General features: G+C 63.6%; 13 protein-coding genes. 8 read left to right on the top strand and 5 right to left on the bottom strand.

Translation table 11 applies throughout. The annotated features are described in order from the left end of the window. Positions 1–11: 11 nt before the first annotated feature. The 5 genes from FJ443_RS00360 to FJ443_RS00340 form a co-directional block, all read right to left on the bottom strand. Positions 12–1241 carry a glycosyltransferase family 87 protein gene (locus FJ443_RS00360; protein WP_246681185.1) on the bottom strand — a complete coding sequence of 410 codons (1230 nt, stop codon included), beginning with the start codon at positions 1239–1241 and terminating at the stop codon, positions 12–14. Positions 1242–1285: 44 nt separating this feature from the next. Continuing rightward, positions 1286–1924 (bottom strand): alpha-ketoglutarate-dependent dioxygenase AlkB, encoded by a 639-nt coding sequence (locus tag FJ443_RS00355; RefSeq protein WP_140662329.1) that lies wholly within the window; start codon positions 1922–1924, stop codon positions 1286–1288. 103 nt (positions 1925–2027) lie between these two features. Next, complete coding sequence (lysM, locus tag FJ443_RS00350; RefSeq protein WP_140491191.1) at positions 2028–2501, bottom strand: peptidoglycan-binding protein LysM; 474 nt, start codon at positions 2499–2501, stop codon at positions 2028–2030. A gap of 89 nt (positions 2502–2590) precedes the next feature. Further along, positions 2591–3028 (bottom strand): alternative ribosome rescue aminoacyl-tRNA hydrolase ArfB, encoded by a 438-nt coding sequence (gene arfB / locus FJ443_RS00345; RefSeq protein WP_140491189.1) that lies wholly within the window; start codon positions 3026–3028, stop codon positions 2591–2593. An 84-nt stretch (positions 3029–3112) separates the two neighbouring features. Continuing rightward, complete coding sequence (locus FJ443_RS00340) at positions 3113–4723, bottom strand: phosphoenolpyruvate carboxykinase (RefSeq protein ID WP_140554565.1); 1611 nt, start codon at positions 4721–4723, stop codon at positions 3113–3115. Between the two features lie 342 nt (positions 4724–5065). On the opposite strand from FJ443_RS00340, the gene FJ443_RS00335 reads away from it, so the two are divergent. From FJ443_RS00335 to tsaE, 8 genes are all read left to right on the top strand, one after another. Beyond that, complete coding sequence (locus FJ443_RS00335) at positions 5066–5767, top strand: response regulator transcription factor (RefSeq protein ID WP_010912942.1); 702 nt, start codon at positions 5066–5068, stop codon at positions 5765–5767. Between the two features lie 143 nt (positions 5768–5910). Continuing rightward, complete coding sequence (locus FJ443_RS00330; protein WP_140491185.1) at positions 5911–7695, top strand: sensor histidine kinase; 1785 nt, start codon at positions 5911–5913, stop codon at positions 7693–7695. A gap of 210 nt (positions 7696–7905) precedes the next feature. Next, positions 7906–8352, top strand: a complete 447-nt coding sequence (locus tag FJ443_RS00325) for an HPr kinase/phosphorylase (RefSeq protein WP_140491183.1) — start codon at positions 7906–7908, stop codon at positions 8350–8352. A gap of 164 nt (positions 8353–8516) precedes the next feature. Beyond that, the gene (locus FJ443_RS00315) at positions 8517–8918 is read left to right on the top strand and encodes a PTS sugar transporter subunit IIA (protein ID WP_027032585.1); all 402 of its coding nucleotides are present in this window, start codon (positions 8517–8519) and stop codon (positions 8916–8918) included. Next, positions 8915–9211: an HPr family phosphocarrier protein gene (locus FJ443_RS00310; RefSeq protein WP_140491179.1), complete on the top strand. Its 297-nt coding sequence runs from the start codon at positions 8915–8917 to the stop codon at positions 9209–9211. The genes FJ443_RS00315 and FJ443_RS00310 overlap by 4 nt, the downstream gene beginning before the upstream one ends. A gap of 173 nt (positions 9212–9384) precedes the next feature. Beyond that, positions 9385–10785 (top strand): adenosylhomocysteinase, encoded by a 1401-nt coding sequence (gene ahcY / locus FJ443_RS00305; protein ID WP_140517752.1) that lies wholly within the window; start codon positions 9385–9387, stop codon positions 10783–10785. Between the two features lie 187 nt (positions 10786–10972). After that, positions 10973–13528, top strand: coding sequence for a PAS domain-containing sensor histidine kinase (locus FJ443_RS00300; RefSeq protein WP_140662327.1), 2556 nt, complete (start codon positions 10973–10975; stop codon positions 13526–13528). Positions 13529–13536: 8 nt separating this feature from the next. Then, positions 13537–15048, top strand: a complete 1512-nt coding sequence (gene tsaE / locus FJ443_RS00295; protein ID WP_140662324.1) for a tRNA (adenosine(37)-N6)-threonylcarbamoyltransferase complex ATPase subunit type 1 TsaE — start codon at positions 13537–13539, stop codon at positions 15046–15048. Positions 15049–15054 lie beyond the last annotated feature (6 nt).

Raw genomic sequence — 15054 nt, 5'->3', positions numbered from 1 at the left:
AAGCCGCGGCTTTACAGCATGCCGCTGCCCGACACGCCCGAACCAAGGATATCGCGCTCGCGGCGCCTTATGTCGGCGAGCATCCATGCCGACAAGCACAGCGGCACTAGTACGCCGATGCCCAGCCCTGCATTGTTTATCAGATGGGCAACGGTCGGGTACAGCCAGACCAGCGTCAGAAGAATCCGCGGCATGGTGCTGCGCGTCGCGAACAGATAAGCGACGGCAACCGCCAGGCCGATCGTGTCATAGCTGTAGCCGTAAGGCGTCGCCAACGTCGCCAGCACGGCGGTGAGCACGACCCGCTCGCGATGTTCGACCTGCCGTCGGGGCAGCCAGATCCAGATGGCGGCGGAGATGGCTGCGATCGTCGCGACGGCCTGCATTGCGTAAGCCGTCGCGAGTCCCGAACCGCATGAGCGCGCCAGGAAGAACATCGTCGCTGCGTTGGACTGGTAGGGCTGGGGATAGGGCGCCTCCAGGATCGCTGTCATCAGCGGACGGGTTTCGGTCCAGAACAGCCGCCAGACATCGAAGCCGAACCAGGCGCCGGTTACCGCGAACAGCGCGGCCGATGACACGGCGGCTGCGGCAATGGCGCGCCAGTTGCCGCTCGCCAGCAGACAGAACGGGACCAGTATGCCGAGATGCGGCTTGACGGTGAGCAGACCGAACAAAAACCCGGCCAGGATCGGCTGTTTCGGCGCCGCGACCAGCCCACTGATGAGCAAGGCGGTTGTCAGCGCACCGTTTTGGCCGAAGATTGCGTTGATGAAGACGGCCGGACACACAAGGACGGCCAACTCGGCAGCCGCCCCCAGCCTCAATGGCCGCACCGCTAGCCACAGGCAAAGGATCGTGGCGAACGTCCAGGCGAGATAGGCCGGTAAGATGGGCAGCAAGGCGAGCGGCGTGCCGAATACCAGGATGCTTGGTGGATAACTCCATTCCTGGTTGGGAAGATCGGGCGAGAACATCCGCCGCAGGGCCGCGCGGTAGCTATCGACATCGAACAGGAATGCCACATGACCGTCGAGCGCCATGCGGCCGCCGGCCCACAGATTGGTAAAGTCCCAATAGGGCAGTCTATCGCTAAGCTCGGAAAAGCCGTGCGCGTCGAACGTCCACAAGGCAAGATGGTAGCGCAGCCCGATCAGGATTCCGGTGCACACCACAAGCGCGGCGAAACGCAGATCGGATCGGCTGGGGGCAGTCTCATTGGCCGGTGCCATTGCGATCATTTCTGCGGACCCACGATCTTGCCGGCCTTGATAGCGCCCGGGCGTTAAGATCGGCTTATGCTTGGCTCTCCGGCCTTCGTCACCCGCCGCAGCGTCAGATTGATCCTGCCGCCATTTTTCAGCAGCGCCGAGGTCGAGGGGTAGATGCGGTCGACGCCGTGAAAGCAGAGGCGTCCTTCGCCGCCGAGCACGACGACGTCGCCGCTCTTCAGCCGGAACGACCGGGTCGCCCCCTCGCGCGTCGTCTGGCCGACCCTGAACAGGCAGTCGTCGCCCAGCGAGACCGATACAACGGGTGCTGAGAAATCCTCCTCGTCGCGGTCCTGATGCAGACCCATCTTCGCATCCGGCGCGTAGAAATTGACCAGGCATGCCTGCGGCGGATGCGGGTAGGCCGAGACCTCTCGCCACAACCGCATCAGCACATCCGGGATCGGCGGCCACGGCGTCCCTGTCACGGGGTGCGTCGGCTGGTAGCGATAGCCGCGTTCCTTGTCGGTGACCCAGCCGAGCGGGCCGCAATTGGTCATGCGCACGCTCATTTCCTTGCCGGTGCGCGGCATGGCCGGCACGAATAGCGGCGCCTGCTGGACGATGCCTCTCACATCCTCCACCAGCGCCTCCTGCACGTCGCGGGACAGATAGGCCGGCATGTGGCGGACGCCCTTGGGCAGAACGAGCATGAGGTCGGTCGCTAGCTCCGTTTCGTCGGTTCGAGCATGCCATCTGAAAATGAAAACGGCGACCCGAAAGCCGCCGTTCCCGAAAAATTCGCGTCTCCCTTGATCAGGTGAGGTCTGGAATGCGCAGGACCTGCCCCGGATAGATCTTGTCGGGATGGGTCAGCATCGGCTTGTTGGCCTCGAAGATGACCGTGTTCTTGGCGCCCTTGCCCTTGCCATAGCTTTTCTCGGCGATCTTCCAGAGATTGTCGCCCTTCTGGACGGTGTAGAAGGTCGGTTCCTTGGCCGCGGCCGCCGCCGAACCGGAGGCCGGCGCGACCTGCAACTCGTCCGCCTGCACCTTGGAGACGCCTAGCGTGTTGCCGACGGCGATGACCGCCTTTTCGAAAACCGACTGGTCCTTGACCACGCCCTTCAGCACCGCCGTGTCGCCCTGGACGACGACCTGCACGCCGTCGGTACCGAGCTTGTGCGAATCGAGTTCTTTCTTGAGCGTATCGGCGCTGGGTGCCGCTTCCTCGTCACCGCCTATGCCGAGCTTTTTGCCGACGCTCTTGACGAAATCGAACATACCCATCTCCAGGTCTCCTTGCTGTGGCAATGAGTAAACCTTGCATCTGCAAAGCGAAATTGAAAGCGGGTTCACGCGCGCGATTGGTGTGTTGCTTAATCGTTCTCTACCCGGCCGCGCAGTTTCTTGATGGTGCCGCGTCCGGCCTTGCTCTTCAGCCGCCGTTCGACCGCGCCTTTCGACGGTCTCGTCTTCTTGCGCGGCGGCGGTGGCGGCTCGGCCGCCTTGGCGACCAGCGCCGTCAGCCGCGCCCGTGCATCCGCCCGGTTCTGCTCCTGCGTGCGGAAGCGTCCGGCTTCGATGACGATGACGCCGTCCTTGGTGGCGCGCTGGCCGGCAAGCCTGATCGTGCGTTCGCGCACGCGCTCCGACAGGCCGGGTGCGTTGCGTGCATCGAAGCGCAGCTGCACCGCCGTCGCCACCTTGTTGACGTTCTGCCCGCCGGGGCCGGAGGAGCGGATGAAATCCTCGTGCAGATCACCCGGATGGATCACGGCATCGTCGGCAATGATGATTGTGTCGTCGCTCGTCATGCCGCAGTCATGGCGCGGCGCACGAAAAAAGAAAAGGCCCGATCGGGACCGGGCCTTGCGAGGATGGCTGAGCCTGGCGGGCGATTATTCCGCCGCTTCCCGCATGTGCGGCGCCGCGCCGAGGACGGAGGCGTCGACATGGTTTTCGAACTTCTCGAAATTGACGGCGAACATGCCGACCAGCCTTGCCGCTTGCCGGTCATAAGCGGATTTGTCGGCCCAGGTCGATCGCGGGTCGAGGATGGCGGCGTCGACGCCCGGCACCGCCACCGGCACCTCGAAACCGAAATTGGCGTCGGTACGGAAACCGGTCGTCTTCAGAGAGCCGTCGAGTGCCGCGGCAAGCAGCGCGCGCGTCGCCTTGATCGGCATCCGCCTGCCTGTGCCGTAGGCGCCGCCAGTCCAGCCGGTGTTGACCAGCCAGCAATCGGCACCGTGCTGCGCGATCAGCTCGCGCAGCAGATTGCCATATTCCGAGGGATGGCGCGGCATGAACGGCGCGCCGAAACAGGTCGAGAACGTCGCTTCGGGCTCGGTCACGCCCTTCTCCGTTCCGGCCACCTTGGCCGTGTAGCCGGACAGGAAATGATACATCGCCTGCGCCGGGGTCAGTCGTGCGATCGGCGGCATCACGCCGAAAGCGTCGGCGGTCAGCATGATGATGTTCCGGGGATGGCCGGCGCGCCCCGTCTTGCTGGCATTGGGTATGAAGTCGAGCGGATAGGCGCAGCGCGTGTTCTCGGTGAGCCGGCCGTCGTCGAAATCCGGCACGCCATGGGCGTCGAGAACGACGTTCTCCAGCACCGTGCCGAAGCGCTGCGTGGTGGCGAAAATCTCAGGCTCCGCTTCCGCCGACAGCTTGATGGTCTTGGCATAGCAGCCGCCTTCGAAATTGAAGATGCCGTGCGGCCCCCAGCCGTGCTCGTCGTCGCCGATCAGCGTGCGCGACGGATCGGCCGACAGCGTCGTCTTGCCGGTGCCCGACAGGCCGAAGAAAATCGCGGCGTCGCCGCCAGGGCCCTCATTGGCCGAGCAGTGCATCGGCATCACGCCCTTGGCCGGCAGCAGGTAGTTCAGCATTGTGAACACCGATTTCTTCATCTCGCCGGCATAGGAAGTGCCGCCGATCAGGACGATCTTGCGGGTGAGGTCGACGGCGATCACGGTTTCGGTGCGGGTGCCGTGGCGGGCGGGGTCGGCGCGGAAGGAGGGCAGGTCGATGATCGTCATCTCGGGCACGAAATGGTCGAGCTCCGCGGCTTCCGGACGGATCAGCAGGTTACGGATGAACAGCGAATGCCAGGCAAACTCGGTGATGACTCTGGTGGGCAGCTTCAGCTCATGGTCTGCGCCGCCCACCAGGTCCTGCACGTAGAGATCCTTGTCCGCGGCGTGCGCCCGGAACTCTTCGAACAGCGTCTCGAACTGGTCCGGCGAGATCGCCTTGTTGTTGTCCCACCAGATGTCATGCTCGGTGGCGCCGTCTCGGACGACGAACTTGTCCTTGGGCGAACGGCCGGTGTGCTGGCCTGTTTCGGCGACCAGCGCGCCGTGCGCTGTCAGCCGCGCTTCGCCGCGCCTGATCGATTCCTCGTAGAGGGCGGCCGCCCCGAAATTGTAGCGCACCAGGCCAGAGGTTCTGAGACCGATACGATCGATCGCGCAGGCAGGATTGCGTTTGCCGACTTCCGACATGGATGACCCTTCTCCGATTTGCGCATCTTTGCCGGCGCCTTTCCGGCACGCCCACTACGCGAGCTTAGATGGTCAGAACCAGAAAAGCCGAATGATATCAAATCATTAATCGATTTAAATATTTTGAAAGTTGTTTAAATCGTTTATATGTGCAAAAAGTTTCGTGGTTGCCCAAAGGATTGGCGGCGCTGGTTCGTCCAATCCATATCGAGGTGCGATCGTGGCCGCCGGCATGCCGCCCGTGACAGCGGCGAAGGCCTATGCCACATTTTGTACCTAATTTGTCCTGCAAAAGCCCCTTCTCTACCAAAGAAGGGACAGCTCATGAGGGAGCCGCTTGAAATGGCAACAATCGCGCTTGTCGATGACGACCGCAACATTCTGACCTCGGTGTCGATCGCCCTCGAATCGGAAGGCTATCGCGTCGAAACCTACACGGATGGTGCGTCCGCGCTGGAAGGCCTGGCGGCGCGCCCGCCGAATCTCGCCATCCTCGACATCAAGATGCCGCGCATGGACGGCATGGAACTCTTGCGCCGGATGCGCCAGAAATCCGACCTGCCGGTCATCTTCCTGACCTCCAAGGACGACGAGATCGACGAGCTGTTCGGCCTCAAGATGGGCGCCGACGACTTCATCCGCAAACCCTTCTCGCAGCGTTTGCTGGTCGAGCGGGTGCGCGCGGTGTTGCGTCGTGCCAGCGCCCGTGAGGCCGCGGCAAAAGCGCCCAGCCAGCAGGCGCGCTCGCTCGAGCGCGGCCAGCTCGTCATGGACCAGGAACGCCACACGTGCACCTGGAAAGGCGAACCGGTGACGCTCACCGTCACCGAATTCCTGATCCTGCATTCGCTGGCACAGCGCCCCGGCGTCGTAAAAAGTCGTGATGCGCTGATGGATTCGGCTTATGATGAGCAGGTCTATGTTGACGACCGTACCATCGACAGCCACATCAAGCGGCTGCGCAAGAAGTTCAAGGCCGTCGACGACGACTTCGAGATGATCGAAACCCTTTACGGAGTCGGATACCGGTTCCGCGAGGCGTGAATAGGCGGGTAGACAATAGGGAATAGTCGGTAGTCAGTTTTGAATGGTGCGAGCGGCCACCCGTGCATCGCCGCGATCTCAGCCAACCATTTCTCTATTCGCTACCCGCTACTCACTAATACTAAGCAGGGAACTGCTGTTCGATGGCAGTGGAAGCACAGCGGAGCAGATCGGCGGGCGTTGCAAGGCGGCCGGCGCGCATCATGCCCGCGTTCCTGTCGAAGCTCACCGTGCCCATGCGCCGCTTCCTCGGCCATCACATCTTTTCCAGCCTGACGCGGCGTATCCTCTTCCTCAATCTCGCCGGCCTCGCAGTCCTGGTCACCGGCATTCTCTATCTCAACACCTTCCGCGACGGGCTGATCGACGCCCGCGTCGAAAGCCTCATGACCCAGGGCGAGATCATCGCCGGCGCGATCGCTGCCTCGGCGACGGTCGAGACCGATTCGATCAGCATCGATCCGGAAAAGCTGCTTGAGCTGCAGGCCGGCGAAAGCCTGGGACCGGGCTCTGACCAGCTCGACAATCTGGATTTCCCGATCAATCCTGAACGCGTCGCACCGGTGCTGCGCCGGCTGATCTCGCCGACCCGCACCCGCGCCCGCATCTACGACCGCGACGCCAATTTGCTGCTCGATTCGCGCCATCTCTATTCGCGCGGCCAGATCCTTCGGTACGATCTGCCCCCGGTCGACGAGGAAGAGCCCGACCTTGTCGAACGCATCCAGAAGTTCATCTTCGACTTCTTCCGCAACACCGATCTGCCGGTCTATCACGAGCAGCCGGGCGGCAATGGCGCCGCCTTCCCGGAAGTGGTCAAGGCGCTGACCGGCAGCCCGTCGACCATCGTCCGGATCAGCGAACAGGGCGAGCAGATCGTTTCCGTCGCGGTGCCGATCCAGCGCTTCCGCGCCGTTCTCGGCGTGTTGATGCTGTCGACCGAAGGCGGCGACATCGACAAGATCGTCGCCGCCGAACGCAAGGCGATCCTGCGCGTCTTTGGCATCGCGGCACTCGTCACCGCCATCCTGTCGATGCTTCTGGCCTCCACCATCGCCAATCCGCTGCGCCGGCTGTCTGCGGCGGCCGTGCGGGTACGGCGCGGCGTCAAGAGCCGCGAGGAAATCCCTGATTTCTCCGACCGGCAGGACGAGATCGGCAATCTGTCGATTGCCGTGCGCGACATGACGAACGCGCTCTATGCCCGCATCGAGGCGATCGAGAGTTTCGCCGCCGATGTTTCCCATGAATTGAAGAACCCGCTGACCTCGCTGCGCAGCGCGGTGGAGACCTTGCCGCTCGCCAAGAACGACAATTCGCGCAGCCGGCTGATGGAGATCATCCAGCACGACGTCAGGCGGCTGGACCGCCTCATCACCGACATTTCGGATGCCTCCCGTCTCGACGCCGAGCTGGCGCGGGATGACGCGGGGACCGTGGACCTGAAAAAGTTCATCACCGACCTCGTCGCCGTCTCGCGTGAAACGACGCGCAACAAGAAGGCGGTCGAGATCGAGCTCAGGGTCGCCAAGCTGCCGCAGGGCGTCAAGGGCTATTTCGTCGTCGGCCACGACCTGCGCATCGGCCAGGTCATCACCAACCTGATCGAGAACGCCCGCTCCTTCGTGCCAGAGGAGCGCGGCCACATCATCCTGTCGCTGGCGCGCACCGGCAAGTTCAACATCCTCACCGTCGATGACAATGGTCCCGGCATCCGTGCCGACAACATCGACCGCATCTTCGAACGTTTCTACACCGACCGGCCCGCCGGCGAGGCGTTCGGCCAGAATTCAGGCCTTGGCCTGTCGATATCCAGGCAGATCGTCGAGGCCCATGGCGGCACGCTGACCGCCGAGAACATCCCCGGCACCAAGCCAGGCGAGATCAAGGGCGCCCGCTTCGTGGTTACGCTGCCGGCCGAAGCATGATCCCGAAAAGTGGGAACCGGTTTTCGGATCAGATCATGCCTCATGCAAAAATGATCCCGGATATCGCGGCCTTACGGCCGTCATCCTCGGGCTTGTCCCGTGGATCCGCCGCACAGCGGGACTATGGTGCGAACACTATTGAAAGGCCTGCAGATTCTCGAGATGACGGGGTTGGATCAGGATTTCCGAAATGCATAAGCGGGCACGCTCATGCAGCCTGAAAACATCCACGCAACGGCCATCCTGATCGGCGAGCGCGGCGTTCTCGTCAGCGGCGCATCCGGTTCGGGCAAGACGACACTGGCGCTGGCGCTCATTGACCATTGCCACCCGCGAGGCTTATTTTCACGGCTCGTCGGCGACGACCAGCTTTTCGTCATGGCACATGCGGGACGGCTGGTGTGCCGCGCGCCCGCCGCGATCGAGGGCCTGGTCGAGGTGCCCGGGCGTGGTCCGCGACCCGTGCCGTTTGAGGCGGGCGCCGTCATCGATCTGCATGTCAGGCTTTTGCCGGCCGGCGAAGTGGCACGCTTTCAGGAGGATGCCGACGACAACATCGCCGGCTGCCTGGTGCCGCGGATTGACGTGGCGGAACGCAATATTGCCGCTGCCTTGCCCGCCGTGATGGCGCATCTGTCGATCGCGCCTTTTCTATGATGCGACCGGGGTTTTTTGCTGCAATGCGTCAAAATGGCATGGGCCGGCGCAATTTTGGGCTTGTCAACGAGCCGCGCGTCGACAAGATAGCGCTCCCGCCGCCTGGAATGGCTGGCGAGCATAAAATGCGCCTGTGAAGCGGCGATGACGGGAGCCACCAAAGAATGATCGGACTCGTGCTTGTAACGCACGGTCAACTGGCCACCGAGTTCCGACATGCCGTGGAACATGTCGTCGGGCCACAAGACAATTTCGAAACCGTGGCGATCGGGGCTGACGACGATATGGAGCAGCGCCGGCGCGACATCGTCGATGCCGTTGCCCGTGTCGACACCGGGACGGGCGTGATCGTGTTGACCGACATGTTCGGCGGCACGCCTTCGAACCTTGCCATTTCCGTGATGGAGTCCGGCCGCACCGAAGTCATCGCCGGCATGAATTTGCCGATGCTGATCAAGCTATCCTCGATCCGCAAGGGCGACAACATGGCGGCGGCCCTCGACGAGGCGCAGGCGGCGGGGCGCAAATACATCAATGTCGCCAGCCAGCTCCTGAGCAGCAAATGAGCACGATGTCGTCGGAAAAGGACCAGATCGTCCGCGAATTTCCGATCGTCAATCAACGCGGCCTGCACGCGCGCGCCTCGGCCAAGTTCGTGCAGCTCGCCAGCGGCTACAACGCGTCGGTCCACGTCGAGAAGGACGGCGTCAAGGTCGGCGGCACCTCGATCATGGGCCTGATGATGCTGGCGGCAAGTCCGGGCTATTCGATTCGCGTCACCGCCAGCGGTCCCGAAGCGCTTGAGGTCATGAATGCGCTGGAGCAGCTGGTGGCGTCCCGCTTCGGCGAGGAATGCTGATCCTTTACCTCCATACGAAAGACATGCAGGGATAAAGATTTCTTTATATCCCATTGTCGTCTTGACGCCGATCTGCTAGTCAGGCGGGCAATTCGCGCCCTTCGACGCGCCTGCCGGCGCGGGCGCATCCGCAAACAATTCAATAGCGTAACAATTCGCATCGGAGCACTGCCATGACGGGTAGCAAGGACTATGTGGTCGCCGACATCTCGCTTGCCGGCTGGGGCCGCAAGGAAATCGAGATCGCCGAAACCGAAATGCCGGGCCTGATGGCCTGCCGCGAGGAATTCGGCTCCAAGAAGCCGCTCAAGGGCGCGCGCATCACCGGCTCGCTGCACATGACCATCCAGACCGCGGTGTTGATCGAGACGCTGAAGGCGCTCGGTGCCGATATACGCTGGGCTTCCTGCAACATCTTCTCGACCCAGGACCATGCGGCTGCTGCCATCGCCGAGGCCGGCATCCCGGTCTTCGCCGTCAAGGGCGAGACGCTTGAGCAGTACTGGGACTACACCGACAGGATTTTCCAGTGGGCCGACGGCGGCACCTCCAACATGATCCTCGATGATGGCGGCGACGCCACCATGTACATCCTGATCGGCGCGCGCGCCGAGGCCGGCGAGGACGTGCTGTCCAATCCGCACAGCGAGGAGGAGGAATATTTCTATGCCCAGGTCAAGAAGCGCATGAAGGCTTCGCCCGGCTTCTTCACCAAGCAGAAGGAAGCGATCCGGGGCGTCACCGAAGAGACGACCACCGGCGTCAACAGGCTCTACCAGCTGCAGAAGAAGGGCTTGCTGCCTTTCCCGGCCATCAATGTCAACGACTCCGTCACCAAGTCGAAATTCGACAATAAATATGGCTGTAAGGAATCGCTGGTCGACGGCATCCGCCGCGGCACCGACACCATGATGGCCGGCAAGGTCGCCGTCGTCTGCGGCTATGGCGACGTCGGCAAGGGCTCGTCCGCCTCGCTGAAGGGCGCCGGCGCCCGCGTCAAGGTCACCGAGGTCGATCCGATCTGCGCCCTGCAGGCGGCGATGGACGGCTTCGAGGTCGTCACGCTCGAAGATGCCGCACCCACCGCCGACATCGTCATCACCACCACCGGCAACAAGGATGTCGTCACCCTCGACCACATGCGTTCGATGAAGGACATGGTGATCGTCGGCAACATCGGTCACTTCGACAACGAGATCCAGGTGGCATCGCTGCGCAACCTGAAATGGACCAACGTCAAGCCTCAGGTCGACATGATCACCTTCCCCGATGGCAAGCGCATGATCTTGCTGTCGGAAGGCCGCCTGCTCAACCTCGGCAACGCCACCGGCCATCCGAGCTTCGTCATGTCGGCGTCCTTCACCAACCAGGTGCTGGCGCAGATCGAGCTATTCACCAAGGGCGAGCAGTACCAGAACCAGGTCTACGTGCTGCCCAAGCATCTCGACGAGAAGGTCGCGCGCCTGCATCTCGACAAGCTCGGCGCTCGCCTGACCGAACTATCGGGCGAACAGGCAGCCTATATCGGCGTGACCCCGCAGGGTCCGTTCAAGCCGGAACACTACCGCTATTAACCAAAGCTGAATTTACTACCAGATATTGACGCCGGGCGATTGACTTTTCGCCCGGCTTTATTTTTGCGCCGAATGATTCTTCACGCCGATTCCAGCAGGCGCTATTGTTGTGATTCGCGGTCCGGGGACGAGGACCGGCGTACGCATCAGGGCGGTCTTGCATTCAGGCGGCGAAGAGGACCAAGACATGCCGGGGGATAACCCGCTTTGCGCGGGACGGGCCGTTTCCGGCGGCCATGACGATTCGAGGATTACCGGCACCGCCACGCGAGGCGGGCGCCCTTCATGGCGCGCGCGCGCCGGACTTTTCCTTGCCGGCTCCGCACTTGGCTGGCCTTTGGCCGGCACGGTGGCCCACGCCCAGGCTGCTGGTGCGGAGGCCGCAAGCCTATCGGTGAGCACGGTCGAGGTCGTGCAGCTTGCCGTCTTTGTCGGAGTGATGGGAGCGGCATTCCTGTCGGCCATCGTTCTGATCCGGGAGAGAGCGCGCACCTCGGCCGAAAATGTCGAGCTCAGGAGCCGCATCGCGGACATCAACGCGGCGCTGCGCCGTTCGGAGGCGCTGCTCAACTTGCGCGACCAGCGTGTCGTCGTCTGGGCCTCGGAGAACAAGAAACCCGAGCTCATCGGCACGCTGCCGGTCGAAAGCGGCGCGCCCGAGGAGCGGGCCGCCTTCCTTGCCTTCGGCCGCTGGCTGATGCCGCGCTCGGCTGCGGCACTCGAGCATGCCGTCGCGGGGCTGCGCGAAAGAGCCGTGTCCTTCGACCTCGTCATCGAAACGCAGACCGGCGCTCCGCTGGAAGTGCATGGCCGCAAGAGCGCGGCGCATGTGCTGGTGCGGTTCGTTTCCCTTTCCGAGACGCAACGCAGCCAGGCCCGGCTGAAGATCGAAAACCAGCGGCTGGCCGCCGACCATGATACGATGATCGGCCTGCTCGAGGCGCTGAAGATGCCGGCATGGCTGCGCGGCGAGGACGGCCGCCTGAGATGGGTGAACCGGGCCTATGCCGAAGCGGTCGAGGCCGAAAGCGCGGAGATGGCTGTCCGCGACGCCAAGGAATTCCTCGGCGGCCAAGCGCGCGAAGCGATCGCTGCCCAGCACAAGTCCCATCCTGTCTTCGAACAGACGCTTTCCACGGTGATCGAAGGCGACCGCCGCGTTTTCGCGGTGACCGATTTCGCCGGCGCCGACGGTTCGGCGGGACTTGCCTGCGACACCAGCGCCATCGAAACCATCCGCAGCGAATATGAGCGCACCGTGCGCAGCCACGCCGACACGCTCGACCAGCTCAACACGGCGGTCGCGATCTTCGACACCGACGAGAAGCTGCGCTTCTTCAACCAGGCTTTCCAGAAGCTCTGGGGCCTCGATGCAGGCTTCCTGCACAGCGCGCCCGATAACGCTTTGCTGCTGGATCGGCTGCGCAGCGAGGGCAAGATCGCCGAGCAGCCGGAGTGGCGTCGCTGGAAGGAAGGCCTGCTCGGCGCCTACCGCGCGGTGGAATCGCAGGAGCATTGGTGGCACCTGCCCGACGGCAAGACCATCCGCGTCGTCGCCAACCCGCAGCCCAAGGGCGGCGTCACCTGGGTGTTCGAGAACCTGACCGAGAAGATGGACCTCGAAAGCCGCTACCGCACCGCGGTGCGGGTCCAGGGCGAAACACTCGACAACCTCGCCGAAGGCGTGGCGGTGTTCGGTCCCGACGGCAGGCTGCGTCTGTCGAACCCGGCATTTGCTACTTTGTGGGGCCTGGACGCCGAAACCGCCCGGCCCAATGTCCATGTTTCCGCAATCCGTGAGCTTTGCGACCTGCAAGCGATCGACAGCCCGTGGGGCGGCTTCGTCGCCGCCATCACCGGCTTCGACGACGAGCGCCGCGACCGCCACGGTCAGACCGAGCTCAACAACGGCACCGTGCTGCGCTACGCCGTGATCCCCCTGCCCAACGGGCAGGTGATGATGACCTTCGTCGACGTTACCGACAGCGTCCGTGTCGAACGCGCGCTCAAGGACAAGAACGAGGCGCTGGAGAAATCCGACCAGCTCAAGAACGAATTCGTCCAGCACGTGTCCTACGAACTGCGCTCGCCGCTGACCAACATCATCGGCTTCACCGAACTGCTGTCGCTGCCGGTCACCGGTCCGCTGACGCAGAAGCAGCGCGAATATGTCGAGCATGTCGGCTCGTCGTCCTCGGTGCTTTTGACCATCGTCAACGACATACTCGACCTTGCCACGGTCGATGCCGGCATCATGCAGCTCGACATTTCCGAGGTCCATGTCGACCGCACGATCGCCGCCGCCGCCGAGCTGGTTGCCGACCGGCTGGAAGAGCATTCAATCAGGCTCGAGGTCGATGCCGCGGCGGCGCCGAAGACCTTCCACGGCGACGAAATCCGCATCCGCCAGATCCTCTACAACCTGCTCAGCAACGCCGCCAACTACGCGCCGGAGGCCAGCGCCATCCGGCTCGCCTGCCGTCAGTTGGCGGACGGTGTGGAATTCTCGGTCCATGACGATGGACCCGGCATGCCGCCCGACGTGCTTGACTCGGTGTTCCGCCGCTTCGAGCCGCGCGCCAATGGCGGCCGCCGGCGCGGCGCCGGGCTCGGACTGTCGATCGTCAAGAGCTTCGTCGAGCTGCATGGCGGCAGCGTCCGCATCGAAACCGGCAAGGACAAGGGCACGACCGTCATCTGCACCTTTCCCGACATGCCGGGCATCCGCGCCGCGGCCGAGTAGCGCACTCGATGGCCGCATTGATGCTCGAGCGTTTACTCGCCGACGAAACACAGACAGCGCGGCTGGGTGAGGATCTGGCGCTGGCGTTGCGCGCCGGCGACGTCCTGGCGCTGAAGGGCGATCTCGGCGCGGGCAAATCGACGCTGGCGCGGGCGCTGATCAGGGCCTTGGCCGACGATGCCGGTCTCGACGTGCCGAGTCCTACCTTCACCCTTGTGCAAAGCTACGATACGCGCATCCCGGTCCATCATTTCGACCTCTACCGCCTGTCCTCGGCAGCCGAGCTCGATGAACTGGGCTTCGACGAGGCGTTGGCGCAAGGCGCGGCCCTTGTCGAATGGCCGGAACGGGCCGAGGGTTATTTGCCTGGGACCGCCGTGCTGATCGAACTCGTCCAGCATGGCGATGGCCGATTGGCGAGACTGTCCGGGCAAGGCGCTGCCTACGATCGGGTGGCGCGGTCGCTCGCCATGCGTGATTTCCTCGAAGGCGCTGGATGGGGCGAGGCCAGCCGCCGCCATTTCATCGGCGATGCCTCTGCCCGCTCCTACGAAATTGTCTCGCTTCCAGGCCATGCCGCGAGGGTGCTGATGAACTCGCCGCGGCTGGTGCTGGGCCCGCCGGTGCGCGACGGCAAGCCCTATGGCGTCATCGCCCACACCGCCCAGTCGGTGTCAGCCTTCGCCGCCATCGACCGCGCGCTGCTCGCCGCCGGGGTCAGCGTTCCCGAAATCCATGCGCAGGATCTCGACCAGGGATTCCTGCTGCTCGAACATCTGGGCTCCGAAGGTTTCCTGGACGGGCATGGCAGGCCGGTCGCCGGGCGCTATGAGGCGGCGGCCGAACTGCTCGCCATGATGCATAGCAAGACCTGGCCCCACCGGATGGAGGCCGCGCCCGGCCTGTTTCACGATGTGCCGCCCTTCGACCGCGACGCCATGCTGATCGAGGCGGACCTGCTGGTCGATTGGTACGTGCCGATGCTGACGGGCGCTCCGGCGGGCGATGCCTTGCGCGTCGGCTACCACAAGGAGTGGAACGCGGTTCTCGACCGCCTCGCTGACAGCCAATACACGCTGATGCTGCGTGACTTTCATTCGCCGAACATCATCTGGCGCGCTGAGCGCTCCGGCCATGACCGGCTCGGTATCGTCGATATCCAGGACGCGTTGATCGGCCCCGCCGCTTACGACGTGGCCTCGCTGGCCATGGACGCGCGCGTCACCATCCCGCCAGGCATCGAGAAACGCACGCTCGATGCCTATGTCGCCGCCCGCCACGCGGCCGGCCCATTTGACGAGGCGGCATTCCTCGAGGCCTATGCGATCATGGCGGCGCAGCGCAATTCCAAGATCCTCGGCATCTTCGTCCGGCTCGAAAAACGCGACGGCAAGCCCTATTATCTGAAGCACCTGCCGCGTATCCGCGACTATCTGCGCCGGGCGCTGTCTCATCCTGCCTTGGCCGGCCTTCGCGAATTCTATACCGCCCACGGTCTGCTGGAGAAGCAAACGCCGTGACACCGA

This window comes from Mesorhizobium sp. B2-6-1 (assembly GCF_006440475.1).
Taxonomy (GTDB): Bacteria; Pseudomonadota; Alphaproteobacteria; order Rhizobiales; family Rhizobiaceae; genus Mesorhizobium.
The sequence above is the reverse complement of the archived record's forward strand: the minus strand, read 5'-3'. Positions and strand labels throughout refer to the sequence as shown.

What these genes read in the sequence shown, in the direction of transcription:
- FJ443_RS00360 (WP_246681185.1), bottom strand. Translation starts at nt 1,241, where the DNA reads ATGATCGCAATGGCACCGGCCAATGAGACTGCCCCCAGCCGATCCGAT.
- FJ443_RS00355 (WP_140662329.1), bottom strand. Translation starts at nt 1,924, where the DNA reads ATGCTCGTTCTGCCCAAGGGCGTCCGCCACATGCCGGCCTATCTGTCC.
- lysM (WP_140491191.1), bottom strand. Translation starts at nt 2,501, where the DNA reads ATGGGTATGTTCGATTTCGTCAAGAGCGTCGGCAAAAAGCTCGGCATA.
- arfB (WP_140491189.1), bottom strand. Translation starts at nt 3,028, where the DNA reads ATGACGAGCGACGACACAATCATCATTGCCGACGATGCCGTGATCCAT.
- FJ443_RS00340 (WP_140554565.1), bottom strand. Translation starts at nt 4,723, where the DNA reads ATGTCGGAAGTCGGCAAACGCAATCCTGCCTGCGCGATCGATCGTATC.
- FJ443_RS00335 (WP_010912942.1), top strand. Translation starts at nt 5,066, where the DNA reads ATGGCAACAATCGCGCTTGTCGATGACGACCGCAACATTCTGACCTCG.
- FJ443_RS00330 (WP_140491185.1), top strand. Translation starts at nt 5,911, where the DNA reads ATGGCAGTGGAAGCACAGCGGAGCAGATCGGCGGGCGTTGCAAGGCGG.
- FJ443_RS00325 (WP_140491183.1), top strand. Translation starts at nt 7,906, where the DNA reads ATGCAGCCTGAAAACATCCACGCAACGGCCATCCTGATCGGCGAGCGC.
- FJ443_RS00315 (WP_027032585.1), top strand. Translation starts at nt 8,517, where the DNA reads ATGATCGGACTCGTGCTTGTAACGCACGGTCAACTGGCCACCGAGTTC.
- FJ443_RS00310 (WP_140491179.1), top strand. Translation starts at nt 8,915, where the DNA reads ATGAGCACGATGTCGTCGGAAAAGGACCAGATCGTCCGCGAATTTCCG.
- ahcY (WP_140517752.1), top strand. Translation starts at nt 9,385, where the DNA reads ATGACGGGTAGCAAGGACTATGTGGTCGCCGACATCTCGCTTGCCGGC.
- FJ443_RS00300 (WP_140662327.1), top strand. Translation starts at nt 10,973, where the DNA reads ATGCCGGGGGATAACCCGCTTTGCGCGGGACGGGCCGTTTCCGGCGGC.
- tsaE (WP_140662324.1), top strand. Translation starts at nt 13,537, where the DNA reads ATGGCCGCATTGATGCTCGAGCGTTTACTCGCCGACGAAACACAGACA.